The sequence below is a fragment of the Brucella anthropi ATCC 49188 genome, assembly GCF_000017405.1.
In the GTDB taxonomy this organism is placed as follows: Bacteria; Pseudomonadota; Alphaproteobacteria; order Rhizobiales; family Rhizobiaceae; genus Brucella; species Brucella anthropi.
Map to the genome: position 1 here is coordinate 1,293,397 of NC_009668.1, position 24,636 is coordinate 1,318,032.

Here is a 24,636-nt window from a genome sequence, read left to right on the forward strand (position 1 = left end):
CTGGAAAGCAATCGACATGACCACTTTGACTGCCAAATGGAATTTCCCCACCACCGTGCTTTTTGGCCCAGGCCGCATCAAGGAATTGCCTGTCGTCCTCAAGGCCGCTGGCATTCAGAATCCGCTCTTTGTGACTGACCCCGGTCTGGCAAAACTTCCAGTGGTGGCGTCCACGCTCGCTATTCTGGATGAAGCTGGTGTGAAATACGGGGTTTTCTCCGACGTCAAACCTAATCCGGTCGAAAGCAATCTCTATGCGGGCGTTGAGGTCTTCAAAAGCGGCAAGCATGATGGCGTCATCGCTTTTGGTGGTGGTTCAGCGCTCGACCTCGGCAAGCTGATTGCCTTTCAGGCAGGGCAGACACGACCGGTCTGGGATTTCGAAGACATTGGTGACTGGTGGACGCGCGCTGACAGCAAAGCAATTGCCCCGATCATTGCCGTGCCCACGACCGCTGGCACCGGATCGGAAGTTGGCCGTGCAGGTGTCTTGACCAACGAAGCGACCCATACCAAGAAGGTCATCTTCCATCCCAAGATGCTGCCGATCACAGTCATTGCCGATCCTGAGCTTTCCACCGGAATGCCACCTTTCATCACTGCGGGCACTGGCATGGACGCACTGGCACACTGCCTTGAAGCCTATTGCGCTCCGGGATTTCATCCGATGGCCGATGGCATCGCGGTGGAGGGTATCCGTCTGGTTCTTGAAAACCTTCCCACCGCCTATGCCGATGGCAAGAATATTGAAGCGCGTGCGAACATGATGGCAGCGGCCGCAATGGGTGCAACAGCCTTCCAGAAAGGGCTTGGTGCAATCCATTCCCTGTCGCATCCCATCGGTGCCCTTTATGATACCCATCATGGCATGACGAATGCGGTTTTCATGCCCTATGTCCTGCTTCAGAACCGATCTGCCATCGAAAAGCGTATAGAACGGCTTGCCGATTATCTCGGCATCAAGGGCGGGTTCGACGGATTTCTGGCAGCAGTCATGAAATTGCGGAGCGATTTGAGCGTCCCCAATACGCTGCCCGAATTCATCAAAGGCCTCACAATGGATGACGCCCGGAAAGACCTGATTGCCGAGATGGCTATCGTCGATCCGACCGCTGGCGGCAACCCGATTGAATTGACAAAAGAACGCGCGTTGAAGTTGCTAAATGCTGCACTCGAAGGTAAGGTCTGACACGCTGAATTCAGGCTCGGCGAGGGCCATAGAAGTAAGCATCGCACCACCTATGGCGGGGGGCGATGCATTGGGGAGCAGGTTCTTGGGGAGGAGCCTGCTCCCTTTCATTTTGCGCAACATTCAGGCCTGCCCAAAATAGCGAAAACCCGGCTTTCCGCCTATAGAGAAGCGGGAACAAATCGATATTTCAAGCGTTTACCTTAATCACCTAAGACGGAGGGTTGCACGTGAATATCTTCAAACAGACCTGTGTCGGTGCGTTCGCCGTGATCTTCGGAGCGACGTCCATCGCGCCGACAATGGCAGCGCCTTTGAATCTGGAACGTCCGGTCATCAATCATAATGTGGAACAGGTGCGCGATCATCGCCGCCCGCCACGTCACTATAATGGCCATAGGCCCCACCGGCCGGGATACTGGAACGGTCATCGCGGCTATCGGCATTATCGTCATGGCTATCGTCGCTATAATGACGGGTGGTGGTATCCGCTGGCAGCTTTCGGCGCAGGTGCCATCATTGGCGGTGCCGTAAGTCAGCCTCGCCCCGTTTATCGTGCACCGAGGATGTCCAACGCGCATGTTCAGTGGTGCTATAACCGCTATAAATCCTATCGCTCCTCGGACAATACATTCCAGCCCTATAATGGGCCGCGCAGACAGTGCTATTCGCCCTATTCTCGTTGATAATTGGAAAAGCGCCTTTTGAGGGCGCTTTTTCATATAGTTTACGATGTGTCGAACAGAAACGTGATGAAATTTCCGGTTTCTGCGATAACCCAATGCTGGACGCCTCTCTCAAAGAGGAATAAGCAAGCCCGCGTCATAGCAATGTCGCGGGCAAAATTCTCTTCGTTCCCATTCTTTTGCGACATGACGGACAATATTCAGAACGTGGATGGTGAAAGAAATGTGCTCGACTTTCTCCACGACCAGTTCAGTCCAAAGCCGGCAGTCACTCTTTAGCTGCGTGCATTGCGCGGGCAGCAGAACGATTTCGGCGCAACCTTGAGTTTGAGAATGTCGCATACCACCGCCGCAAACCCCGCTCCTACCAATGCGCAACGTCTGGCGATGACCGCTCTGATCGTTGGCGGAATCGCTATTGGCAGCTCGCCGATCTTTGTCCGACTTTCCGAGGTGGGTCCGCTCGCAACAGGCTTCTGGCGTCTTGCACTCGCAGTTTTACCGCTTCTGCTCATGGATGGTCGCGAACGGCGCGACGAAAAGGATACTACCCCGCTCACGCTGTCCGACTGTTTGCGCCTCGCCCTGCCAGGCCTGTTTATCGCTTTCGACCTCGGCGCGTGGCACTTGTCGCTGCACATGACATCCGTTGCAAATGCCACGCTGCTTGCCAATATGGCGCCGATTTTCGTGACATTGGGCGCTTGGTTGCTTTTCAACTCGCGCGTGAGCACGTCTTTCATGATCGGCCTTGCCGTCGCGGTCATTGGCGTCGTCGTGCTAAAGGGTGGACCGGGCGAGCTTCTCCAGTCCCAATCGTCCGGCGATGCGATGGCGCTTCTGGCCGCAGTCTTCTATGCCGGTTACATTCTCTCGGTTGGCCGCTTGCGCAGCCGCTTTTCCACCATGCGCATCATGCTGTGGAGCAGCGCGATTGCAGCCGTCTTTTCGCTGCCGGTTGCGTATTTCATGGAAGGTCAGATACTGCCTGCCACGCTCTATGGATGGCTTATTCTTGCAGGCCTCGCATGGGTAACTCATGCCGCAGGCCAGAGCATGATTGCTTATGCCCTCGCCTATCTTCCGGCATCGTTCTCGTCACTCACCCTGCTTCTGCAGCCGGTTGTCGCAGCGTTTCTTGCCTGGACTATCCTGTCGGAACCTATCGGCATGTTGCAGGCTCTGGGCGGCATCATCGTGATATCGGGCATTTTGATCGCTCGAAGAGGATAGGATATGAAAAAGCCCCGGTTTCCCGGGGCTTTCTTACGGAGCTGATTACTCAGCCAGCCATTCCTTGATGCGGTCCGGATGGTCCGCGATATATTTATCGACGGCCTTCTCATAGGATGTTTCCTGCGCATCGAACATCGCAGCTTCGAGCTCGCTGATCGGAATGCTCATCTTGGTCAGCAATGAAGCAACTTTCGGATTGTCTTCCTTGAAGCCCTTACGTGCAATGGCGTCGATATGTTCGGCACCACCCAGTGCGCCTTCAGGATCGGCAATGTAACGCAGCTTGTACTTGCCGAACATCCAGTGCGGGCTCCATGAGGTTGCCACGAACCAGCCGTCGGAACGTGTGGCGCGGTCAACTGTCGTCAGCATGGCCGCTTCACTCGAAATATTGAGCTTGTAGTCCAGCCCGTATTTCTTGATCGCTTCCTGCGATAGACGAGTGAGGCCTGCGCCCGGATCGATGCCCTGAATTTCGCCCTTCAGCTTCTCGCGAACTTCCGGCTTCTTCAGGTCTTCAATGGAGCTGATCTCACTTTCCGGGATGTAAGCCGGAACAATCCAACCGAGCTTTGCACCTTCATAGAGCGGGCCTAGGTCTTCGACCTTGTCCTTCACGCGTGCATAGTAATCGGCGTGCGTTTCCGGCAGCCAGGCCATCATCATGGCATCGATATCGCCACGGCTCACGCCCTGATAAAGTGGGGCCACGTCCGTCTGAACCAGCTCAACCTTCTGGCCGAGATTGTCTTCGATCAGTTTCTTGGCAAGTTTGGTGACGAACTCAGCATCCGACCAAGGTGCCCAGCCGATCTTCACCGGCTTGCCGTCCTGCGCAAATGCTGCGCCCATGGTCATCGTTCCCGCCACAACTGCCGCCAGACCGAATTTGGTTAGTTTGCCTAACATAGCTTCTCCTTTTCGATTGGTATCAGTTCCCATTGTTATTATTGGGTTATTCTTGGTTATTTTGGCTTTCTTCATGCTTCCTGCTTGCGAAAGGACGAGGCGGACTGAGTGTCCGCCGCCTTTCTTAAAGATGCGAGCCTTTTGAAAAATCCGGCTCCGCCCTTGCCGAAGCTCTGGGTAATGCGGTCGAGAATGACCGCCAGAATGACCACTGCAAGGCCACCTTCAAAGCCGAGGCCCACATTGAGGCGCTGGATGCCGGTCAACACTGTATTGCCGAGGCCGCCCGCACCGATCATCGACGCGATGACCACCATTGAAAGCGACAGCATGATCGTCTGGTTGATGCCGGCCATGATCGAGGGCATGGCGTTTGGAAGCTGCACCTTGAACAGAAGCTGCCGTGATGTGCAGCCGAAGGCCAGCCCGGCTTCAACGAATTCGGCATGTACCTGCCGGATACCAAGATTGGTCAGACGCACAACCGGCGGCATGGCGAAAATCACCGTCGCAATTGTTCCGGGCACGGCACCGAGGCCAAAAAACATTGCTGCCGGAATGAGATAGACGAAAGCGGGCATCGTCTGCATGAGGTCGAGCACCGGGCGCACAATCGAGGCGACTGTATCGCTGCGCGCCATGGCGATGCCAAGCGGAATGCCGATCACGACAGCAATAACCGTCGATGCCAGCACCAGAGAGAGGCTTTCCATAGTGCCCGTCCACAATTCCATGTGGATGATAAGGCCCAATGCGAGAGCCGTGAATATCGCGAACTTCCACCCCACACGCCACAGCGCGAGCAGTGTAAGAATTGCGACCCCACCTATCGGCGGAACTGCGAGAAGAGCGTTTTGAATACCGTCAGTCACAAAACCGATGGCGGCTGCGATCATATCGAGCGCGGGCGTAAAGTGGTCGAGAATGTAGTTGACCACAACATCCGCCCATCCGCCGACACTGAAATTCAAATCCATGTTTTACCGTCCATTTCCGTATTTCTTCTGGATTGGACCAATTCTGCCTTCATCAGGCAAAAGGCCGTTGGCGCGCAGGTCTCAGCCCGCGCGACCAAGCGTTTCAAGCAAGGCCGATTTGCTGATAGCACCGACATAACGGTTCTGGCGGTCAGTGACCGGGACCGGCCAAGGGCTTTCCGCCACCTGTGTCAGCAATCCGGCAAGCGGCGCTTCGGCTTCGATAGCAGAGACGCTATCCAGTCTCTCGCCATCCTGCGCGACAGCACCCTTTGCCAGCGCATCACGACTGACCATGCCGCGATATGTGCGGTCGGCATCGATCAACACGCCGAACGTCTTGCCGCTCGCGTCGAAACGCTCGAGCGCCGTCGCCAGCTGTTCGGGTTCAAACACGATCAGCTCGTCGTCGCGAGCCACATCGGCGGCTTTGAATACGCGGGACACATCGACATTGCGGAAGAAGGAACGAACATAATCGTTGGCCGGTGCGGACACGATTTCGTTCGGCGTTCCCACCTGGACGACCTTGCCGTGCTGCATGATGCAGATACGGTCACCGATACGCATGGCTTCGTCCAGATCATGGCTCACGAAAATGATCGTCCGGCTATGTTCAGCCTGCAGCCGCTTGAGTTCGTCCTGCATTTCGGTGCGGATCAGCGGATCAAGGGCAGAAAATGCCTCGTCCATCAGAAGAATGGTCGGCTCGCTTGCCAGCGCGCGCGCCAGTCCGACACGTTGCTTCATACCGCCGGAAAGCTGATCCGGCATACTGTGAGCATATGGTTCAAGACCAACCGCAGCGAGTGCTTTCAGTGCCTTCTGGTGACGTTCCGCCTCACCCATTCCGGCCACTTCGAGACCGAACGACGCATTGTTCAGAACCGAACGATTGGGCAGGAGCGCAAAAGACTGGAACACCATGCTCATGTCGCGACGACGAAGATCGATCAGCTCGCGCTTCGTCATTTTGACGATATCGCGGCCGTCCACTTCGATGGAACCGACAGTCGGTTCGATCAAGCGATTGAGCAGACGCAGAAGCGTGGATTTGCCCGAGCCGGAGAGGCCCATAATAACGAATACTTCGCCTTCATAGATGTCGAAGGTCGCATCATCGACGCCGATTGTTGCGCCAAGTTCGCTGTGAATCTGGGTTTTTGATTTACCTGCGCGCAATTCTTGCATTGCACGCTCCGGGTCATCGCCGAAGACTTTAAAAACGCTCTTCAAGCTTATTTTCGTCTCAGCCGGCGACTTCATACTTTCTTCCTTGTATAAAATACCATGCATTAAGTTTAACCCCGCTGTGCTGGCGGACTTAATCTCCTTTTTAACATTGATAGAACTTCATTCCAGCGCAAAGTGCCCACACGCGATCTGCGTTCCGCAAACTGTCCGCATGGAATGATTATCGATAGATTGCTTGATTCTATATAGGTCATTTCCCGACATGTCCACCCACAGCCGTGAATTCATCTGAATGATCCGTCCAGCAACCGTCCCCTTGAATGATTTTTTTGAAGGGTTGCACGACGCATTTCGAGGGCTGTTCGACACTGCCTAAAGCAGGAGGCAATCGACCAGCTTGAAGACAATAGTAGTCCCGATCCAGTCAATTACCGGAACACCCTGCGACAAATATGCTATCAGCTGCGACATCGTCCGAATTAGTATAATTCGGGATAAAAATGACTATAATTACAGAAAAATAGTGTGATTATACTGTCGCTCGGAATTATCTAGTCTATACATAAAGACGACGCGGATTGAACAATCCGCGCCGTGATAGACCTGTTTCAAAGGCCTGTTTCTTCAACGATAAGCCATATATCCGACAAAGCCGGTGATCTTCCAGCGCGCCCCGTCGCGACGACAAAAATAAAGCGTCTGCCAGTTGAGACGATCGATTGTTCCGTCCTTTCTGGCGATCGTTCCATCGAATTTTTTCCGTGCGAGAGCGACGTCGCCGGTAATATCGATCACACTCAGGTTGGTCGCACGAAAGATACCGTCCGCCAGAGATTCGGCATATTCCACCGCTGCACTCTCCGCTGCCTGTCGCAGCCATTCATCGCGATAACTTGCGAGCGTCGGAAAACCGGCGTCCCAATTGTCAGGATCGCGATCATTGTGCGCATGAATGCCAAGGAAGCGCACCTCATCGAAATCATCGGCCACCAATGACCAGTCCTGCGATACGAAGGCCTCGATATCGCGCCGTACAAGCATCTCCCAAATCTGCTCGCGATCCTTGTCGCCAGCAAACGGATTGGCCGCACCCTTCATGCTATCCTCCTGATTATCTTAATTTCCCACGTGCGGCGACCGGCAGGATATCGACGACATCCTCGCCCGAAACAAGATGAACTTCATCAAAGAGATTGGAAACAACGCAGACGTGGTCGGGAATAATTCGGAGCCGCTCACCAACCTTCAGACCCGCGACATCACCAACCAGCTTGCCGTGCTCCTCACTCAGGCCGATCACACGGGCATCGGGACGGCCCATCACTTCACCAAAGTCGCTCAGTCCCAGCGTATCGCTGGATAGTGCCTTGGACCCGGCATCAATGATCGCTCGTTCTGATGTTGGATGGCTGACGACCGTTGAAAGCACCGTCAAGGCGCAGTCATCCACTGTCGCCGCGGCCTTTTCGACCTGATAACGGTCGAAATAGATATAGGTACCGGGGCGATATTCGGTGACGACGCTGTCGCTGGGTTTGCGCCACATATCGGGCGTGCCGCCGCTTGAAATCGTCTCGCAGGGAAGGCTATTCGCCTCCAGCAACTCACGTGCCGAATAAAGCCATTGTTCAGCCTCGTCCGGCTTGCCCGCTGCGGGATAGGTCATCAGACCACCGAAACGCAGTCCTGCGCTCTGGTCTATAATGCGTGCCAGCTCCAGGGCTTCGGCTGGCGTCTGCACGCCACAGCGCCCCATACCCGTGTCGCATTCGACAAGCACTTTCAACGGATGCTTTTCATCGGTGAAACGCGCCGCCAGTCCTGCAAGGGAGGTTCGATTATCGACCGTTACAGACAGGGTGATGCGTTGATGCAGCGTATGAAGGCGATCAAGCTTTTCCTGTCCCAGAATATTGTAGGGCAGGAAAATATTCGTCAGCCCGGCATCGGCCATGACTTCTGCCTCGCCTAGCTTCTGGCAGGTGATCCCGGTCGCGCCCGCTTCCACCTGCATTTTGGCAAAGAGCGGCAGCTTATGCGTCTTGATATGCGGACGCAGTTTAACCCCCACCGCATCCGCATGGGCCTGCGCCTTGGCGATATTCGCCTTCACGCGATCAATATCGATGAGGATCGCAGGTGTATCCACCTCGTGAACGGTTTTCGGTCTGGTCATGGATCAGTCTCCAAGCGGCAAGCGCGGATCGTCTATGGTGAGCGTATTGAGGCTATGCTTGATGCGGCGCAGGCTTTCCAGCACCTTCGGGCCACGCGCTTCTGCTGTCGCCGTGGCGATCATGTCGAGAATGGCCAGCAGCGCGAAGCGTGACGATGTCGGCTTGTAGATATTGCCGTCTTCATTCGCCTGATATGGAATGAGCACATCCGCCGCCTTGGCGAGATCGGAACCGGCAGGCGTGATCGCGACTGTCTGCGCTCCATATTGCCGCGCAACCAGCACGGCCTCCACCACCGAACGCGCAAAGCCGGAGACGGAGAAAGCGATTACCGTTGTTTCATGCGTGGTGACGGCGGCATACATGCGCTGTAATTGCCCATCAACCTGCGCGCTGACAGGAATACCCAGCCGGAACAAGCGGTTCTGCATTTCTGTTGCCAGCATGGACGAGATGCCGCCAGACCCGAGACATAGCACAGGGCCACCGGCGGCAAGCCGTTCGGCCACTTTCATCAAGACGCCCATGTCGAGCCCGTCGCTGGCACGCTGAATAGCGGCAACTGCCGCATCAGTCACAGCCGTCGCTATGCGGCTTTCACGCACATCCCGCGCGGGAATTTCAGCCGTCAGATACTGCCCGCCGATGGCCAAGGCCTGCGCCAGAAAGAACTTGAAGTCGCGAACCCCGTCACAGCCAAGTGCCCGGCAAAAACGTGTCACCGTGGGTTCGCTGACACCTGCTCTGGCCGCAATTTCCGAGATTGCCGCCTTGGAAGCATAATCGGGATCGGCCAGCACGAGCGCAGCCAGCCTCCGGTCGGATTTCGATCCGTCCTGCGCCACGACATGCAGCCGCGTGATGATGTCGGCAACCTTGCTCATCGGAAATTCAAAGCGGGAGACCGCTATCCTTGTCGAAAAGATGTATGTGTTCGCTCTTCGCAGTTACAGGCACTTGCTCGCCGGGCGCAAGATGTATGCGCTCGCGAAACACAGCTCGTATAGGCTGTCCTGCGATCCGGCCATAAATATGCGTTTCGGGACCAGTCGGCTCGATCACCTCGACGGTGAGTTTCAGCCCTTTGCCATCCGGCGCGACCGTAAAATTTTCCGGTCGAATGCCTGCTTCCACCTGCCGGGTTTCGGATGATCCCGCGCCAACAGCGATTTCCTCGCCCTCTTCGGTACGGAATACTCCGTCTGACACAGTTCCCGGAATGAAACTCATCGACGGCGAACCGATAAAGCTCGCAACAAACTTGTTGGCGGGACGATCGTAAAGATCCAGCGGCGCACCGATCTGTTGAATCCTGCCCTGATTCATAACCACGATCCGGTCGGCCATGGTCATGGCCTCAATCTGGTCATGGGTGACATAGATCACCGTCGACTTCAGCCGCTGATGTAGCGCCTTGATTTCCGTACGCATCTGTACGCGCAATTGCGCATCCAGATTGGAAAGCGGCTCATCAAACAGAAATACCGATGGTTCGCGAACAATGGCGCGCCCCATGGCGACGCGCTGGCGCTGCCCGCCTGAAAGCTGGCGTGGGTAGCGATCAAGATAGGAATGGAGATTGAGGATGGACGCCGCCCTGTCCACCTTCGCGGCCGTTTCTTCTGACTTTTCGCCGCGAATGCGCGGACCAAAGCCGATGTTTTCACGCGCCGTCATATGCGGAAACAGCGCATAGGATTGAAACACCATCGCAATATTGCGCTTTTGCGGTGGCAACTCGTTAGCCCGTTCCCCACCAATCAGAAGGTCACCGCCGGAAATGGGTTCAAGCCCGGCCACCATCCGCAAAAGCGTGGATTTTCCGCAGCCGGAAGGGCCAACCAGTACGAGAAACTCTCCACTTTGAATATCGAGGTCGACATGGTCGAGGACCGTTAATTGTCCGAAAGTCTTGGTGATGCCGCGCAGAGAAACCTCTTTCATCGGTCAGTTCCCTCCGAGAATATCTTCGATGAAAGGACGGCAGCCCGCAGTCAGCCCGGCATCGACCGGAAGGATCGCGCCGGTAATCCCCGATGCGCGGTCAGAGGCCAGAAATGCCACCGTTTCTGCCACCTCGCGGGTATCAACGATGCGCCCCAGCGGATAAAACCGCTGTAGGCGCTCCAGCACGCTCGCATCCTGCGCGATACGATGATCCCATGCGGGTGTTCTTATCGACCCCGGACAGACGACGTTGGCACGCACGCCCTTCCTTCCGAACTCAACCGCAATACCACGCGCAAAGGCATTGATTCCGGCTTTGGCAGCCGCATAAGCCGGGTTTCCGAAATGCAGGAGACCGTTGACCGAGGAAATGAAGACGAAAACGCCGTGTCCGCGTGCCGCCATGGCCTGCGCCATGACATTTGAAAATCCGGCAACCGCAGTCAGGTTGAGGTCTATCTCAGCGTCGATGTTGCCCTGATCCAGCCCATCGAAGGTCTCGGCACGGGTCCAGCCCGCATTGTTGATGACAATATCGGGCAAGCCCGATTCCGCTATTATCCGCTTTGCAGCCAGCTCCAGCCCGTCGCGGTCAAGCAGATCAAAGGCATGACGCGCATGAAAATCATCGCCGGTCATTGCCTCCAGTGTCGTATCGCAACCGATCACGCGGGCGCCGCGTTCAGAGAACAGCTTGACCAGCGCGCTTCCAACACCGCCACCGGCTCCGGTAACCAGTACCGACTTTCCGGTAAATTCGCCTGCTTGCTCCACGCTATTCCCCTTTTATGCGGCAGCTTTCTGCACCTGTTTATTCCCACCAGCGTAAAAGTCAAAATGTAAGTTTGCAACAAAACTTTTCGCTTGAAAGTGCAGATTAAGCCGATAATGTAAGAAAATAACAAAAATATATCGTCATCGCACCAATGCGGGGCAAAACAAGGGAACGGGAAGATGTCTATCAATAAATGGAAGGCCGGCCTGCTGGCCGGATTGAGCGTTCTGGCGCTGTCATCGGTTGCGAATGCAGGCGAAGTGCGCATGACCGTCGCGGAGTACAGCTCCAAGACCGGCCCCTACTTCGAAGAGGTCAAGAAGGCATTTGAAGCTGCCAATCCCGGCATCACGCTCAACTTTGAAGTGGTTCCATGGGATGTACTTCTGCAGAAACTGACTACCGATATTTCAGCAGGCACCAATGCGGACCTTTCGATCATCGGCACACGCTGGTTGATCGATTTCGTGCAACAGGGCATCGCCGAACCGCTCGACGGTTACATGAACGACGAGTTCAAGGGCCGGTTCATCGAGACTTTCCTGTCTCCATCCATCCTTGAGGGCAAGACCTACGGTCTGCCGATCGCAGCCTCTGCCCGCGCCATGTATTACAACAAGGATCTGCTGGCCAAGGCAGGCGTCGAAAACCCGCCCGCAACCTGGGACGAGCTGAGAGCCGCCGCCACGAAAATCAAAGCGCTCGGCGGAGAGAATTACGGTTTCGGCCTACAGGGCAAGGAAATCGAGACCGACGTTTATTACTATTACGGCATGTGGTCCTATGGGACAGAAATTCTCAACAAGGACGGCACGTCGGGCCTCAGCACACCGGGCGCACTTGAAGCCGCGAAGCTTTACAAGTCGCTGATCGACGATGGCCTGACCCAGCCCGGCGTCACTTCCTATGCCCGTGAAGACGTTCAGAACCTCTTCAAGCAGGGCAAGGTCGGCATGATGATTACCGCGCCTTTCCTTTCCAACCAGATCAAGGAAGAAGCCCCGAACCTCAAATATGGCGTTGCAGCCATTCCTGCCGGACCGACAGGCGCGCGTGGCACCTATGGCGTGACCGATTCCGTCATCATGTTCCAGAACTCCAAGAACAAGGAGGAAGCCTGGAAGGTGCTCGACTTCCTGTTCCAGACTGAATGGCGCGCCAAGTTCACGCAGGGTGAAGGTTTCCTTCCGGTCAACAAGGAAGAAGCGAAGATGGATTATTACGTCAATAATGCCGATCTTGCCGCCTTCACCGCGCTTCTGCCGGATGCCCGCTTTGCGCCGATCATTCCGGGCTGGGAAGAAATTGCCGACATCACGTCCAACGCCATGCAGAGCATCTATCTCGGCAAGGGCGAACCTGATGTCGTGCTGAAGGACGCCGCCGCCAAGGCGGACGCAATCCTGAAGAAGTAACACTCCCCGCCTGCCCGGCAGTGCCCTCGCTCTGCCGGGCTTTTTTCTTTTCAGGGATTTTGATTGCCAATGCAAAGCCGCACCCTGCCCTATCTCCTGATTCTGCCGAGCCTGCTTCTGGCTGCGGTGGTGATCTTCTGGCCCGTGGTGCATCTCGTTGAAATTGCCAGTCATGACGTAAACCGCTTCGGGCAGCTACGCGATTTCAACGACGGCGCAAATTTCACTGCGCTATTCGCAACGCCCGATTTTCTGAATGCACTCTGGCGCACCGCACTCTGGACCGTCGCCGTGGTTGGCGGGGCACTTATCGTCTCCATTCCGGTCGCCATCATCCTCAACATGGATTTCTATGGCCGTTCGGTAGCGCGGGTCATCGTCATGCTGCCGTGGGCAGTTTCGCTCACCATGACAGCCATTGTCTGGCGCTGGGCGCTCAATGGCGAAAGCGGAATGCTCAATTCCGCACTGCGCAATCTCGGTATCATCGACAGCAATATTCAATGGCTAGCGAGCGCGGCCACCGCCTTTCCCATGCAGATACTGGTCGGCATTCTGGTCACCGTGCCGTTCACGACCACGATCTTCCTCGGCGGACTGTCATCCATTCCGGAGGATCTTTATGAAGCGTCGTCTCTCGAAGGCGCCAGCCTGTGGCAGCAGTTTCGCGAAATCACGTTTCCGCTGCTCAAGCCCTTCGTCAACATCGCCATCGTGCTCAATACGATCTATGTCTTCAATTCATTCCCGATCATCTGGGTCATGACGCAGGGTGGACCGGCAAACTCCACCGATATTCTGGTAACGCATCTCTACAAGCTCGCTTTCCGCCTCGGAAAGCTGGGAGAAGCCTCCGCCGTATCGCTTATCATGCTGGCAATACTCCTCGTCTTCACGGCGATCTATATCCGCCTCGCAATGCGGGGAGAACGCGCATGACGGGCTCGAAGCTGAAACGCACAATCATTGCCTGGGCCGTTCTGTCGCCGCTTATCGTGCTGACACTGTTTCCCTTTGCAGTGATGTTTTTCACCGCCGTCAAGCCTCCACAGGAGGTCCTGTCTCCAACATGGTGGCCAAGCAGCTTCCGCTGGCAGAATTTTTCGGAAATGTGGGTTCAGACCAAATTCGGGCAAGCGCTTCTGAACTCGCTTTACGTTTCGGTCATTGCTTCCGTCGGCGCCATCATTGTTTCCATTCCTGCCGCCTATGCCATGTCGCGCTTCCGCTTTGCAGGCCACGGTGCATTCCGGCAATTCCTGCTGATTTCGCAGATGATCTCGCCCATCGTTCTGGTGCTGGGCCTTTTCCGGCTGCTCGCCGCCTATGGATTGATTGAAAGTGTCTCCGCGGTCGGCGCGGTCTATATGGCCTTCAACATCGCCTTCACCGTGTGGATGCTGCAAAGCTATTTCGACACCATACCGCGCGATCTGGAAGAAGCTTCGTGGATGGAAGGCGCCGGGCGCGGCAAGACACTGATAAAAGTGTTTCTGCCGCTCTGCCTGCCCGCCATTGCCGTCACGGCAATCTTCACCTTCATCAATGCATGGAACGAATTCGTCGTCGCATTGACCATGCTGCGCAGACAGGAAAGCTACACCCTGCCCATTCAGGTCTTCTCGCTCGTCGCGGGGCGCTACACGGTCGAATGGCACTACGTCATGGCAGCCACCTTTCTTGCAACACTGCCGGTCGCCATCCTTTTCATCTGGCTCCAGCGCTATCTCATCAAGGGACTGGCCCTTGGAGCAGTCAAATAACCGGAGAAAATCATGTCCAGAAAACAGGTCTTCGGCGCATCACATGTGCCACTTTCCCCCGCCGTTCGCGCAGGTGACACAGTCTATATTTCGGGTCAGGTACCGGTCGGACCAAACGGCCAAATTGTTGAAGGCGGCATCGAAGCCCAGACAAAACAGGTCCTCGAAAACGTCAAGGCCGCACTTGCGCTTGCAGGCGCCACAATGGAAGACGTGGTCAAAACCACCATATGGCTGGAAGATGCTCGGGATTTCGGGCGGATGAATGCCGTTTACGGCACCTATTTTCCAAAAGAGCCTCCCGCGCGCACCACGGTTGAATCCCGCCTGATGATCGACATCAAGATCGAAGTCGAAGCCATCGCCTACGCACCACAAAAATAAGCACGTCACCTCCCCGCACAGAGTATTTCCATGCGCATTTTCACCGCATCGCTTGCGACAGAAACCAACACGTTCTCGCCGGTTCCAACCGACAGGGCCTCGTTCGAGATGGCTTTTTATGCCGCGCCGGGCATGCATCCGGAAACGCCGACGCTTTGCTCTTCGCCCATTGTCGCATTGCGCAAGCGTGCGGCAGCGGAAGGGCTGACCGTCATCGAAGGCACTGCCACCTGGGCGGAACCGGGCGGATTGTTGCAGCGGCAGGCGTTCGAGGAATTGCGCGATGAAATCCTTGACCAACTGAAAGCCGCAATGCCCGTTGATGCAGTCGTGCTCGGCCTGCATGGCGCCATGGTCGCTCAAGGTTACGACGATTGCGAGGGTGATCTTCTGGAACGCGTGCGCGCCATTGTCGGGCCGGATATTCTGGTTGCCAGCGAATTCGATCCGCATAGCCATCTGACGCCGAAGCGTGTCGAAAACCTCAATATTTTCGCGTCGTTCCTCGAATTTCCTCACACGGATTTTTATGAGCGCGGCGAGCATGTGGTCGATCTCGCGCTGGACGCCCTGAAGGGTCACATCAAGCCGGTCATATCCACTTTCGACTGCCATATGATCAGTGTGTTTCCCACAAGCAAGGAGCCGATGCGCTCCTTCGTCGACCGCATCAAGGCGATGCACGGCAAGGACGGGATTCTGTCGATCTCCGTCATTCATGGCTTCATGGCTGCCGATGTGCCGGAAATGGGGACCCGTATTCTCGTCGTCACAGACAACAATCCGGCCAAGGGGGCAGCACTTGCCGAAAAACTCGGGCGTGAATTGATTGCGATGCGCGAGCAGACATTGATGACCATGTTCGACACCGATCAGGGCATCGACCGGGCGCTGGCTGCCCATGCAGCCAATCCCGCCAAACCTGCGGTGATCGCCGATGTATGGGACAATCCCGGCGGCGGGGTTGCAGGCGACGGAACCTATGTCCTTCGCCGCCTGATCGAACGCGGCATCGACAATATAGGCATTGCTACGATCTGGGACCCCATTGCAGTGACCTTCTGTCATGCGGCAGGCGAAGGCGCAGTGATCGACCTGCGTTTCGGCGGCAAGTCCGGTCCGCTTGGTGGCGAACCCATCGATGCCCGCGTGACGGTCATGAAAACCCTTGCCGAAGGCTGGCAGAGTTTTGGCCCAAGCCGCGTGACGCTGGGGGCCTCGGCAGTCGTGCGACTTGAAGGCACCGAGATCGATATCATTCTCAACACCAACCGGACGCAGACATTCGAGCCGGATATCTTCTCGAATATCGGCATCGATCCGATGAAGAAGGATATGCTGGTGGTGAAATCGACCAATCATTTTCATGCGGGCTTCGTGCCGATTGCTGCCGAGATCATCTATGTCGCGGCGCCCAGCTCTTATCCGAGCAATCCTCGCACGACCAATTACCGCAAGCTCAGCCGTGCCATCTGGCCGCGTGTCGAAAACCCGTGGTGAACTAACGAAAAAAGCGCGGGAATTTCCCGCGCTTTTTTGAGCATTCCCCGCTTAAATTGAAACAGTGGAAATGCTCTATCTCTTTGTTTTTACGCATTATCCTACGCAAAACCGCTTCGCACTTTTGCTGGAAATGCTCTAATGAGCCAGATAGGTTGAGATAATCGGCACGTAAGTGACCAGCGCCAGCAGGATGAACAGCGCCATATACATGCTGAATGCCTGGCGAGTGAAATCTCCCACCCTCACCTTCGCAATATTGCAGACCATCAGCATGACCGTTCCAACAGGCGGTGTCAGCGTGCCAATCGACAGGTTGATAATCACGATGATACCGAAATGCACAGGATCAATGCCCAGAGCCTTTACCGTCGGCATCAGAAGCGGCACCAGAACGATCATCAGAGCTGTGCCCTCGATCAGCGCGCCGAGGATCAGCAAGATCACGTTGACTGCCAGCAGGAACGCATAAGGATTGCTGGTGAAGGACGAGATCAGCTGCATCAGCGACTGGCCGGCCTGTTCAAGCGAAAACACCCATGCGAGCGCCGATGATGCCATGATGACCAGCATGACGGACGCGGTCGATTTCGCTGTTTCGATCAGCGAATCCACCACATGCGAGATGCGCATTTCGCGATAGATCACGAAGCCGATAATCAGAACCAGCGTAACGGCAACTGCACCGGCTTCTGTCGGGGTGAAGATGTTCAAGCGGATGCCGCCAATGATCGCGAACAGCAGCAGCACCGCAGGCCATGCCGAAGCAAGCGTCGAGGCAACTTCGGCGCCGCTCATCCGCTTTTCACGGCTTGGCTTGTAGCCGCGCTTTACCGATGTCGCATAGGCCGCGATCATCAGGATAACGGCGCCCAGAATGCCCGGCAGCACACCTGCCATGAACATCTTGCCAATGGAAACATCCGCAATCAGACCATAGATGATGAGCGCAATGCCGGGAGGAATGATCGGCGTAATCAGCGAGCCAGCAGCCGTCACCGCGCAGGAGAACGCTTTGTCATAGCCACGCTTGACCATTTCCGGCACCATCATGCGGGTGAGCATGGCGCTGTCAGCCAGATTGGAAGCGCTGACGCCACCCATCAGGGTGGAAACCATGATGTTGGTGAGTGCCATGCCGCCGCGCATACGACCGACCAGAATTTCCGCGACCTTGATCAGACGTTCTGCAATGCCGGTATGCGACATCACCGTACCAAGCATGATGAAGAACGGAATGGCAAGCAGCGACGTGTTCTGTGCCGGGCTGATGAAGCGCTGCACGGCAATCGCTATCGGCATCTGGTTGAAAAAGGTGAAATAGGTGAAGACCGCAATCAAAATGGCCACATAGAGGCGCATATTGAGCGCGATCAGCGCCAGCATGATGAGAACGATGGTTGTCAGGTTCATGCCTCGCCTCCCGCAAAAGCGGCGCGCAAGGATTTGAATGCGCCTGCAAACATATAAAGAGCGATAATGACGAAGCCGACCGGCACAGCGATATCTATCCAGTAATAAGAGACCCGCAGCACGTCAGTCACTTTGAACTGAGCCGCAACCGAAAGCTTGTAACCGGCATAGGACACGTAAAGCAGGAACAGTCCCGACAGGATGGAGACGATGGCGTTGACGACATCGCGCACCTTCTCCGACAGCAGATCCACGAGCATCGGAATGGCAAGATGCTGGTTGCTGCGTTCTGCGGCGACACTGCCAAGCATCACGATCCAGATCATCAACAGACCGGCCATTTCCTCGGTCCATTGCAATGGCTGATGCATCCAATAGCGCATGACGACGGCGATGTTGAACATCGCAAGCAGGATGAACAGCGGCACGGCAGCCAGCCATTCGATCAGTTTTTCAAAGTATTTCATCGGATTGAGTTCCACGATCGAGCCATGCCGCGGCAAACCGCGACACGGCATTATCCGAGTAAGGATGGATCAGTTCAGTTCGGCTTTGATCTTGTCATAAAGGCCGGGCGACCATTCCGGGAACTGGGTGTAGACCTTTTCAGCAAGTGCCTTGAAAGGAGCGCGGTCGACATCGATAATCTCGACACCGGCTTCCTTCATCTTCTCGATCATTTCATTGTCTTTTTCGATCGTCAGCTTCTGGCTGTAGAGACCCGCATCGTAGGCGGACTCATGGATCATCTTGAGCTGATCTTCCGGCAGCGTGGAGAAGAAGGCTTCGCCGCCGACAATCAGAGCAACGTTGGTCAGATAGCCGACCTTGCTCAGATATTTGGCTTCTTCCTGGAACTTCTGGCCGTAAAGAACCGAGATCGGGTTCTCAACGCCATCAATCACGCCCTGCGCCAGCGCCGGGAAGGTTTCGCCCAGCGGCATCGGGGTTGGCGTTGCGCCCATGGCTTCGAAAGTCTTGATCTGCATGACGTTGTTCGGCACGCGAATCTTCATACCCTTCAGGTCTTCAGGCGTACGGATCGGCTTCTTGGAAATGATCTGACGAATGCCGTAGAGATAGTTCGGCATTACGATGTGAATGCCCTTCTTCTTCAGCTCTTCACTCTTTTCCTTGAACCAGGGACCATCATAAACTTTGAAAAGCTGTGCCGGATCATCGGTCAGGAACGGACCGTAGAGTACGCCGAGGTCCGGGTCATATTCGGCCAGAAAGCCAACGTCGGAAATGGTCACGACATTGAGCCCCATCATGGCCTGCTCGGTCACGTCCTTCTTGGAGCCAAGCTGCGAGCTTGGATAGAGTTCGAGCGTGATTTCGCCATTGCTGCGCTTGGCAAGATCATCTTTCCAGTAATGCATTACCTCATCGAAAGGCTCGCCGGGGTTGTTTTCATAGGCAACCTTGATCGAAACATTGGCAGCATAGGCAGCCATGCTTCCTGCCAGCAGCATGCTGGCGGCGATCATGCCGGTAACGAGTTTCTTCATCTTTGTCCTCCCATATGGGGTCATTAAACAATTGGCCTTAGGGCCGGTTTCCTCCACTAGAGCGCCATGCGTCCAATTTGGACGCTTAAAGGACGCTCTAATTTCTTCAGTTTACGCATCGATTTTCCATCGATGCGTGGCAGCCCACGTCTTCCTTCCCGACGTGGCGCATTTGCTTCGATTTCAGTCGCGTTCGATGATGATCTTCAAAACGTTACGGTCGCCGTCCCAGTAAGGGAGTGCCGCTTCAGCTTCATCAAACGGAAATACCTTCGAGATCAGCTTGTCGGCATCCGTCCCAAGCTTTTCCAGATGCGCAATGACGGCCTCGAAATCGGTGAGCGTGGCATTGCGTGATCCCATGATGTCGAGTTCCTTCAGGTTGAAGAACTGCGTCTGATAGGTGACCGGCGCCTTGGAATAGCCGACATAAACCACCCGGCCCGCAAAGCCCGCCAGGTCGACAGCCTGCGTGAAGGTGATCGGCAGACCGACCGCTTCGAAAGCAACGTCCACGCCGTCGTCGTTGGTCAGTTCCTGAACCTTGGCGACGACATCCTCACCGCCCGGCAATGCGTGTGTTGCGCCGAATTGCAGTGCCAGTTCGCGCTTTTCAGCGCTTGGATCGATGGCGATGACCTTGGCACCGCGCGCCAGCGCGCCGATGAGAACACCCATACCGATCATGCCGCAACCGAGAACAGCAACCGTATCACCTGCCTGAACACGTCCGCGCTCGACGGCATGGAAGCCAACCGAAAGCGGCTCGACCAGCGCCAGATGACGGGGCGACAGCGTCTCATTGAGGATCAATTTTTCGGCAGGCAGCACGATCTGGTCGGCCAGGCCGCCATTTTGCTGCACGCCGAGCGTCTTGTTATAACGGCACGCATTGAGCCGACCTTTACGGCAGGACGAACATTCACCGCAATTCGTATAAGGCAGCACGATAACCCGCTTGCCTTTGACATAGGCAGCGCTGACACCCTCTCCGGTTTCCATGATCTCGCCGCCGATTTCATGCCCAGGAATGCGCGGCAGCTGCACCAGCGGATTAAGCCCCTTGAAGGTGTTCAGATCACTGCCGCAGAGACCCACGTGCCGAACCCGCACACGGACCTGACCGGCCAGCAACGGCGCTTCGTCGATTTCTGCAAAACGTGTGACGTTTTCGCTCTCGATACGCAGAGCTTTGACCATCGAATTATTCCTGTCAGTCGTCATTAAAGAAAGGGATCAGGTTACGGCGCCGACCTGCCAAGGCACGAATTCGTTGTCGCCATAGTCGTAGACTTCGCTCAACGTCTTCTCGCCGGATGCGACCGCGATGATATGTTCGAAGATGCGGATGCCGGACTGTTCGATGGTCTCGTCGCCGGTGACGATACCGCCGCAATTGATGTCCATGTCTTCCTTCATGTGCTCGTACATTTCGGAATTCGTGGCGATCTTGATGCAAGGCGAAGGTTTGAAGCCGGAAACCGAACCACGGCCAGTGGTGAAGCAGATCACGTTGCAGCCACCGGCCACCTGTCCAGTCACCGCGACGGGATCGTAACCCGGCGTATCCATGAAAGTGAAACCCTGTTCCGTGACGGTTTCGGCAAACTCATAGACGGCCTTGAGCGGCATGGAACCACCCTTGGCAACTGCACCGAGCGACTTTTCCAGAATGGTGGTCAGCCCGCCGAGCTTGTTGCCATGCGATGGGTTGTTGTTGAGCTCGTCGCCATTGCGCGCCGTGTAATCACGCCACCAGTCGATGCGCTGCAACAGCTTCTCCGCCACCGCAGGCGTTACTGCGCGACGGGTCAAAAGATGTTCGGCACCATAGATTTCCGGCGTTTCCGAAAGAACGGTCGTGCCGCCATTGCGCACAATAAGGTCCGAGGCATAGCCCAATGCCGGATTGGCCGAAATGCCGGAATAGCCATCCGAGCCGCCGCATTCCAGCGCTACTTTCAACTTCGACAGAGGCTGTTTGGTGCGCACCGCCGAATTGACCAGCGGCAGCATTTCCTTGATCTCGGCAATCGCATGATCGATGGTCTTGCGCGTGCCGCCATGCTGCTGGATCGTCATGGTGCGCAGGCGCGAGCCTTCTTCCATGCGGTAATGTTCGAGGATCGGCGCGATCTGGTTGGTTTCGCAGCCAAGGCCGATCAGCAGGATGCCGCCGAAATTCGGGTGCTTGGCATAACCCTGAATAGTGCGCGTCAACAGGCGATAGCCTTCCGACTTGGTGTTGAGCGCACAGCCGCTGCCATGTGTCAGCGCCACGACGCCATCGACATTGTCGAAACCATCGAGACCGTCCATGCGGTTGAAATAATCGGCGATGTAACGCGACACCGTGGCCGAGCAATTGACCGACGAAATCACGCCGATGAAATTGCGCGTGCCGACACCGCCCGCGCCCCGGTCATAGCCCATGAAATGGCGGCGTTCTGCGTCCGGCAGCATGCCGCGTTCTTCAATATCGATGGAGAACTGATGCTCGTGTTCAGAGGGCAGCATGGCGAGGTTCTGCAAATGCACATGCTCGCCCTGAGCGATATCCTTCGTCGCAACGCCGATCACCTGACCATATTTCAGGACTTCCTTGCCTTCCGGAATATCACGAATGGCAACCTTATGCCCGCGACCGATCAGTTCGCTGGCCCTGATCCCGTCAAGGCCAATCGGATCACCGGCGCGAACCGAAATGCGCGCAACGGCAACATCATCCGACGGATGCAGCAGAATAACCGGCGCAACCGCTGTATCAACGGATTCATTCATTTGTCTGACCTCACTCCCAAATCGTCCCGGCTAATTACTCGCTGGGTTCATTATCCATCCAACGCTGCTTGGACCGGTCCAGATGCGTTCGCATGGCTGCCTGCGCCTGAAGCGGATCCCTCGCTTCCAGCGCCGCATAGATGGCTTCGTGCTCGGCCAAAGCCAGAGCCCATGTATCGTTATCCTCGAAGCGCGTCCTGATATGCGACGTCAGCGGACTATGCCGCTCGTCAAAAAGGTCGCGCACGATGCGCACCAGCACGGAATTGCCCGATTGCTCGGCAATGAGCAGATGAAACTGCCTGTCGAGCTCAATCGCCTTGCGCCCGGCATCGACATTCACCTTCATTGCGTCAATCGTTGCGCGCAACTCGGCAAGCCTTTCAGGCGTCATGCGCGCACAAGCCGTGACGACCACGCTGCCTTCGACCATTTCGCGCGCCTGCATGATTTCAAGCGGACTCTCGCCGATGGAAGCGCCATGTAAAAGCGAACGCTTTTCCGACTCTGCCGTGACATAGATGCCGGACCCCATGCGGATTTCGACATTACCGGCGATTTCGAGTGCAATAAGCGCCTCGCGCAGCGAAGGCCGCGACACGCCAAGTTGCTGCGCCAGCTCGCGTTCAGCCGGTAGCCTGCTGCCAGCAGGAAACTGGCCGTCCTGGATAAGGCTTCTCACCCGATCTGCGATCTGCTGATAAAGCCTGCGCGGTTCCGCAGTTGCCGTAAAATCGCTCATAGCGCTCCCAAATCCGCCTCTCCTCGAATTGGCCTTACCATATTTCCAACCGAACAGAAGCGCAATATGCTTAAAAACCCGGTTAATTGCGGCAAATCGCGCATTTCATCATGTGGAACCGAACCAATCGTTCGATAAAGAATCCTACTGGCTTGACCAATTTACCCTGCATCGCTTAGTTAAAACCACTGATTTATGGGAGAAGGTCATGCACGAGAAGCCAGCGATCCTGCAGTTCGGCACCAGCCGTTTTCTGTTGGCTCATGTCGATTTCTTTGTTTCAGAGGCGCTTTCCAAGGGCAAAGCCATCGGGACAATTGCCGTCGTGCAGACGACTTCAAACCCGCAGAGCAGCCAGCGCATCGCGGCTTTGAACGAAAGCAACGGCTATCCTGTGATGATCCGTGGGCTTGTCGACGGCAAGCCATCCGAAACGGAACATCAGGCGAAGGGCGTTACCGCTGCCTATTCCGCACATCACGACTGGGCGGCGATTCTCGACCTCGGTGCCAGCGTCGATGTGATCCTCTCCAACACCGGCGACAAGGGCTACGAACTCGACAGAAGCGATGACAGCTCGCTTCTTGCGAACCCGGATGCCTTGCCGAAGAGTTTTCCAGCCAAACTTCTGGTGCTCCTACATCACCGCTGGCAGCACAATCCCGATGCGCCATTGTCGCTGTTTCCCTGCGAGCTGATCTCGCGCAATGGCGACAGGTTGCGCTCGATCCTCATCGATCTTGCCCATGACTGGAAACTGCCGGACGGTTTCGTGCAATGGCTCGAAACCCGATGCATTTTTGCCAACAGCCTTGTCGACCGCATCGTTTCCGAACCCATCGAGCCAATCGGCGCCATCGCCGAGCCCTATGCGCTCTGGGCAATCGAGAAGGCCGATGGCCTGACGCTTCCTTGCGAACACGAAGATATCGTCGTCACCGACGATCTTGCGCGCTATGAGCATTTGAAACTCTACTTGCTCAACCTTGGCCACACATTCATCGCGGAACAATGGCTCAAGGGCAGCCGTCCGAAAGACGAGATCGTACTGGAAGCCATGCAGGACGAAACGATCCGGAATGAACTGGAAGCGGTATGGCGCGAGGAAGTCCTGCCGGTATTTGCTGCGGACGGCCTTGGCGAACAGGCCGAAGCTTACGTGGCTTCGGTGCGGGAGCGGTTTCTCAACCCTTTCCTCAAGCATCGCATCGCAGACATTGCTTCCAACCATGACGAAAAAAAGCGGCGTCGCTTCGCTCCGGTCATCGCCCTTGCGTCGGAACTCGGCCTCAATCTCGCACAGAGCCGTTTGAAGGCAGCTGTCGGCTAAGCCATTCGTTCAGTTCGATTTCTGCGCGTTCCAGCGCACTGTAATTCAGTAGTTTGCGCAAAAGCGCTACCGTCACGGCACGAGCCCGGAGGTTGAAACGCCCTTCCTCCGGCTCACCTTTTTCCTGATAAACGCCAAGTTTTTCATAGAGTTGCTGCAATCTGTTCTGAACGCTTCTCAGCGACAGATTGCGGCGGCGCGCAATAACGCGATCCGTAAGCCCCAGCGCGATATCGACCAGAATTTCATACTCACTTTCGCTGAAACCGCTGGCATGACCGAGGCTCTTTTGCTGCAGGCCGCGCACCTCGCGGTCGATGACGCATTGTGCTTCGACAAAGATACTGCGCAATGCCAGCCGCAGCTTATCGTCGGACGCCGATTTCAGCACATAGCCATAAGCCGCCCCTTCCGGCACGATGCGCGACACACCGCGCACATAGGCTTCGTCGGCATAGTTCGACCAGAACAGGATGCGCGTTTCAGGATTCTCCTTCCAGATGGTGCGGGCGGCCTCAATACCATTGCGCCCGCTCATCTGCAGGTCCATGACAATATGGGCTGCGCGGTGCTGACGGGCCAGCTTCTCACCTGCCGAGCCGTTGTCGGCTTCCAGCACATCGCTACATTCAGGCAATGCCGCAAGCACAGCCTCGCCAAGATAGGCGCGATGCAATGGATCATCTTCCACGATCAGAACATGCATT

Annotated in this window: 24 protein-coding genes; 9 read left to right on the top strand and 15 right to left on the bottom strand. The window is 56.0% G+C overall.

The features are described 5' to 3' along the window. Nucleotides 1–16: 16 nt before the first annotated feature. The 3 genes from OANT_RS20030 to OANT_RS20045 all read left to right on the top strand — a co-directional run bounded on the left by OANT_RS20030 (nt 17) and on the right by OANT_RS20045 (nt 3,108). Complete coding sequence (locus OANT_RS20030; RefSeq protein WP_012093239.1) at nt 17–1,189, top strand: iron-containing alcohol dehydrogenase; 1,173 nt, start codon at nt 17–19, stop codon at nt 1,187–1,189. A gap of 230 nt (nt 1,190–1,419) precedes the next feature. After that, nucleotides 1,420–1,875 (top strand): BA14K family protein, encoded by a 456-nt coding sequence (locus OANT_RS20035; protein WP_012093240.1) that lies wholly within the window; start codon nt 1,420–1,422, stop codon nt 1,873–1,875. 333 nt (nt 1,876–2,208) lie between these two features. Then, complete coding sequence (locus OANT_RS20045; protein ID WP_012093242.1) at nt 2,209–3,108, top strand: DMT family transporter; 900 nt, start codon at nt 2,209–2,211, stop codon at nt 3,106–3,108. Between the two features lie 45 nt (nt 3,109–3,153). Here the strand turns inward: OANT_RS20045 and OANT_RS20050 are convergent, their stop codons facing one another. The 8 genes from OANT_RS20050 to OANT_RS20085 form a co-directional block, all read right to left on the bottom strand. Continuing rightward, the gene (locus tag OANT_RS20050) at nt 3,154–4,020 is read right to left on the bottom strand and encodes a glycine betaine ABC transporter substrate-binding protein (protein WP_010659072.1); all 867 of its coding nucleotides are present in this window, start codon (nt 4,018–4,020) and stop codon (nt 3,154–3,156) included. Nucleotides 4,021–4,091: 71 nt separating this feature from the next. After that, nucleotides 4,092–4,997, bottom strand: a complete 906-nt coding sequence (locus OANT_RS20055) for an ABC transporter permease (protein ID WP_010659073.1) — start codon at nt 4,995–4,997, stop codon at nt 4,092–4,094. Between the two features lie 81 nt (nt 4,998–5,078). After that, on the bottom strand, nt 5,079–6,263 hold the full coding sequence (gene proV / locus OANT_RS20060; protein ID WP_040128650.1) for a glycine betaine/L-proline ABC transporter ATP-binding protein ProV: 1,185 nt from the start codon (nt 6,261–6,263) through the stop codon (nt 5,079–5,081). A 552-nt stretch (nt 6,264–6,815) separates the two neighbouring features. Then, nucleotides 6,816–7,289 (bottom strand): hypothetical protein, encoded by a 474-nt coding sequence (locus OANT_RS20065; RefSeq protein ID WP_010659075.1) that lies wholly within the window; start codon nt 7,287–7,289, stop codon nt 6,816–6,818. 13 nt (nt 7,290–7,302) lie between these two features. Then, entirely contained in the window at nt 7,303–8,367 is a 1,065-nt protein-coding gene (locus OANT_RS20070) for a D-TA family PLP-dependent enzyme (RefSeq protein ID WP_012093244.1), read from the bottom strand. Between the two features lie 3 nt (nt 8,368–8,370). Continuing rightward, nucleotides 8,371–9,252, bottom strand: a complete 882-nt coding sequence (locus OANT_RS20075) for a MurR/RpiR family transcriptional regulator (protein WP_010659077.1) — start codon at nt 9,250–9,252, stop codon at nt 8,371–8,373. A gap of 7 nt (nt 9,253–9,259) precedes the next feature. Beyond that, nucleotides 9,260–10,312 (bottom strand): ABC transporter ATP-binding protein, encoded by a 1,053-nt coding sequence (locus tag OANT_RS20080; protein ID WP_012093245.1) that lies wholly within the window; start codon nt 10,310–10,312, stop codon nt 9,260–9,262. A 3-nt stretch (nt 10,313–10,315) separates the two neighbouring features. After that, nucleotides 10,316–11,089, bottom strand: coding sequence for an SDR family oxidoreductase (locus tag OANT_RS20085; RefSeq protein ID WP_012093246.1), 774 nt, complete (start codon nt 11,087–11,089; stop codon nt 10,316–10,318). Nucleotides 11,090–11,269: 180 nt separating this feature from the next. On the opposite strand from OANT_RS20085, the gene OANT_RS20090 reads away from it, so the two are divergent. The 5 genes from OANT_RS20090 (at nt 11,270) to OANT_RS20110 (ending at nt 16,152) form a co-directional block, all read left to right on the top strand. Then, nucleotides 11,270–12,505: an ABC transporter substrate-binding protein gene (locus OANT_RS20090; RefSeq protein ID WP_012093247.1), complete on the top strand. Its 1,236-nt coding sequence runs from the start codon at nt 11,270–11,272 to the stop codon at nt 12,503–12,505. Nucleotides 12,506–12,574: 69 nt separating this feature from the next. Next, entirely contained in the window at nt 12,575–13,444 is an 870-nt protein-coding gene (locus OANT_RS20095) for a carbohydrate ABC transporter permease (protein WP_012093248.1), read from the top strand. Continuing rightward, nucleotides 13,441–14,268 (top strand): carbohydrate ABC transporter permease, encoded by an 828-nt coding sequence (locus OANT_RS20100; RefSeq protein WP_010659082.1) that lies wholly within the window; start codon nt 13,441–13,443, stop codon nt 14,266–14,268. The genes OANT_RS20095 and OANT_RS20100 overlap by 4 nt, the downstream gene beginning before the upstream one ends. A gap of 12 nt (nt 14,269–14,280) precedes the next feature. Next, nucleotides 14,281–14,652, top strand: a complete 372-nt coding sequence (locus OANT_RS20105) for a RidA family protein (protein WP_012093249.1) — start codon at nt 14,281–14,283, stop codon at nt 14,650–14,652. Between the two features lie 30 nt (nt 14,653–14,682). Beyond that, nucleotides 14,683–16,152 (top strand): M81 family metallopeptidase, encoded by a 1,470-nt coding sequence (locus tag OANT_RS20110; protein ID WP_012093250.1) that lies wholly within the window; start codon nt 14,683–14,685, stop codon nt 16,150–16,152. Nucleotides 16,153–16,290: 138 nt separating this feature from the next. On the opposite strand, the gene OANT_RS20115 is transcribed toward OANT_RS20110, so the two are convergent. The 6 genes from OANT_RS20115 to OANT_RS20140 all read right to left on the bottom strand — a co-directional run bounded on the left by OANT_RS20115 (nt 16,291) and on the right by OANT_RS20140 (nt 22,599). After that, nucleotides 16,291–17,565, bottom strand: coding sequence for a TRAP transporter large permease (locus OANT_RS20115; protein WP_012093251.1), 1,275 nt, complete (start codon nt 17,563–17,565; stop codon nt 16,291–16,293). After that, nucleotides 17,562–18,032 (bottom strand): TRAP transporter small permease, encoded by a 471-nt coding sequence (locus OANT_RS20120; protein ID WP_172488809.1) that lies wholly within the window; start codon nt 18,030–18,032, stop codon nt 17,562–17,564. The genes OANT_RS20115 and OANT_RS20120 overlap by 4 nt, the downstream gene beginning before the upstream one ends. Nucleotides 18,033–18,101: 69 nt before the next feature. Next, entirely contained in the window at nt 18,102–19,076 is a 975-nt protein-coding gene (locus OANT_RS20125) for a C4-dicarboxylate TRAP transporter substrate-binding protein (RefSeq protein WP_012093254.1), read from the bottom strand. Between the two features lie 183 nt (nt 19,077–19,259). Further along, nucleotides 19,260–20,276 (bottom strand): zinc-binding alcohol dehydrogenase family protein, encoded by a 1,017-nt coding sequence (locus OANT_RS20130; RefSeq protein WP_012093256.1) that lies wholly within the window; start codon nt 20,274–20,276, stop codon nt 19,260–19,262. A 36-nt stretch (nt 20,277–20,312) separates the two neighbouring features. Next, complete coding sequence (locus OANT_RS20135) at nt 20,313–21,857, bottom strand: UxaA family hydrolase (RefSeq protein ID WP_012093257.1); 1,545 nt, start codon at nt 21,855–21,857, stop codon at nt 20,313–20,315. Between the two features lie 34 nt (nt 21,858–21,891). Then, nucleotides 21,892–22,599 (bottom strand): FadR/GntR family transcriptional regulator, encoded by a 708-nt coding sequence (locus OANT_RS20140; protein WP_010659090.1) that lies wholly within the window; start codon nt 22,597–22,599, stop codon nt 21,892–21,894. Between the two features lie 208 nt (nt 22,600–22,807). Here OANT_RS20140 and OANT_RS20145 point away from each other — a divergent pair, with 208 nt between their 5' ends. Next, complete coding sequence (locus OANT_RS20145; RefSeq protein WP_012093259.1) at nt 22,808–23,929, top strand: mannitol dehydrogenase family protein; 1,122 nt, start codon at nt 22,808–22,810, stop codon at nt 23,927–23,929. On the opposite strand, the gene OANT_RS20150 is transcribed toward OANT_RS20145, so the two are convergent. After that, on the bottom strand, nt 23,889–24,635 hold the full coding sequence (locus OANT_RS20150) for a response regulator transcription factor (RefSeq protein WP_012093260.1): 747 nt from the start codon (nt 24,633–24,635) through the stop codon (nt 23,889–23,891). The two genes, OANT_RS20145 and OANT_RS20150, sit on opposite strands and share 41 nt — an antisense overlap. Between the last annotated feature and the right edge of the window lies 1 nt (nt 24,636).

Excerpts from the sequence above, each read along its gene's own strand:
- OANT_RS20145 (WP_012093259.1), top strand. The coding sequence starts at position 22,808 with ATGCACGAGAAGCCAGCGATCCTGCAGTTCGGCACCAGCCGTTTTCTG.
- OANT_RS20055 (WP_010659073.1), bottom strand. The coding sequence starts at position 4,997 with ATGGATTTGAATTTCAGTGTCGGCGGATGGGCGGATGTTGTGGTCAAC.
- OANT_RS20150 (WP_012093260.1), bottom strand. The coding sequence starts at position 24,635 with ATGCATGTTCTGATCGTGGAAGATGATCCATTGCATCGCGCCTATCTT.
- OANT_RS20080 (WP_012093245.1), bottom strand. The coding sequence starts at position 10,312 with ATGAAAGAGGTTTCTCTGCGCGGCATCACCAAGACTTTCGGACAATTA.
- OANT_RS20030 (WP_012093239.1), top strand. The coding sequence starts at position 17 with ATGACCACTTTGACTGCCAAATGGAATTTCCCCACCACCGTGCTTTTT.
- OANT_RS20120 (WP_172488809.1), bottom strand. The coding sequence starts at position 18,032 with ATGAAATACTTTGAAAAACTGATCGAATGGCTGGCTGCCGTGCCGCTG.
- OANT_RS20135 (WP_012093257.1), bottom strand. The coding sequence starts at position 21,857 with ATGAATGAATCCGTTGATACAGCGGTTGCGCCGGTTATTCTGCTGCAT.
- OANT_RS20110 (WP_012093250.1), top strand. The coding sequence starts at position 14,683 with ATGCGCATTTTCACCGCATCGCTTGCGACAGAAACCAACACGTTCTCG.
- OANT_RS20095 (WP_012093248.1), top strand. The coding sequence starts at position 12,575 with ATGCAAAGCCGCACCCTGCCCTATCTCCTGATTCTGCCGAGCCTGCTT.
- OANT_RS20070 (WP_012093244.1), bottom strand. The coding sequence starts at position 8,367 with ATGACCAGACCGAAAACCGTTCACGAGGTGGATACACCTGCGATCCTC.
- OANT_RS20065 (WP_010659075.1), bottom strand. The coding sequence starts at position 7,289 with ATGAAGGGTGCGGCCAATCCGTTTGCTGGCGACAAGGATCGCGAGCAG.
- proV (WP_040128650.1), bottom strand. The coding sequence starts at position 6,263 with ATGAAGTCGCCGGCTGAGACGAAAATAAGCTTGAAGAGCGTTTTTAAA.
- OANT_RS20050 (WP_010659072.1), bottom strand. The coding sequence starts at position 4,020 with ATGTTAGGCAAACTAACCAAATTCGGTCTGGCGGCAGTTGTGGCGGGA.
- OANT_RS20075 (WP_010659077.1), bottom strand. The coding sequence starts at position 9,252 with ATGAGCAAGGTTGCCGACATCATCACGCGGCTGCATGTCGTGGCGCAG.
- OANT_RS20130 (WP_012093256.1), bottom strand. The coding sequence starts at position 20,276 with ATGGTCAAAGCTCTGCGTATCGAGAGCGAAAACGTCACACGTTTTGCA.
- OANT_RS20105 (WP_012093249.1), top strand. The coding sequence starts at position 14,281 with ATGTCCAGAAAACAGGTCTTCGGCGCATCACATGTGCCACTTTCCCCC.
- OANT_RS20125 (WP_012093254.1), bottom strand. The coding sequence starts at position 19,076 with ATGAAGAAACTCGTTACCGGCATGATCGCCGCCAGCATGCTGCTGGCA.
- OANT_RS20045 (WP_012093242.1), top strand. The coding sequence starts at position 2,209 with ATGTCGCATACCACCGCCGCAAACCCCGCTCCTACCAATGCGCAACGT.
- OANT_RS20100 (WP_010659082.1), top strand. The coding sequence starts at position 13,441 with ATGACGGGCTCGAAGCTGAAACGCACAATCATTGCCTGGGCCGTTCTG.
- OANT_RS20090 (WP_012093247.1), top strand. The coding sequence starts at position 11,270 with ATGTCTATCAATAAATGGAAGGCCGGCCTGCTGGCCGGATTGAGCGTT.
- OANT_RS20140 (WP_010659090.1), bottom strand. The coding sequence starts at position 22,599 with ATGAGCGATTTTACGGCAACTGCGGAACCGCGCAGGCTTTATCAGCAG.
- OANT_RS20115 (WP_012093251.1), bottom strand. The coding sequence starts at position 17,565 with ATGAACCTGACAACCATCGTTCTCATCATGCTGGCGCTGATCGCGCTC.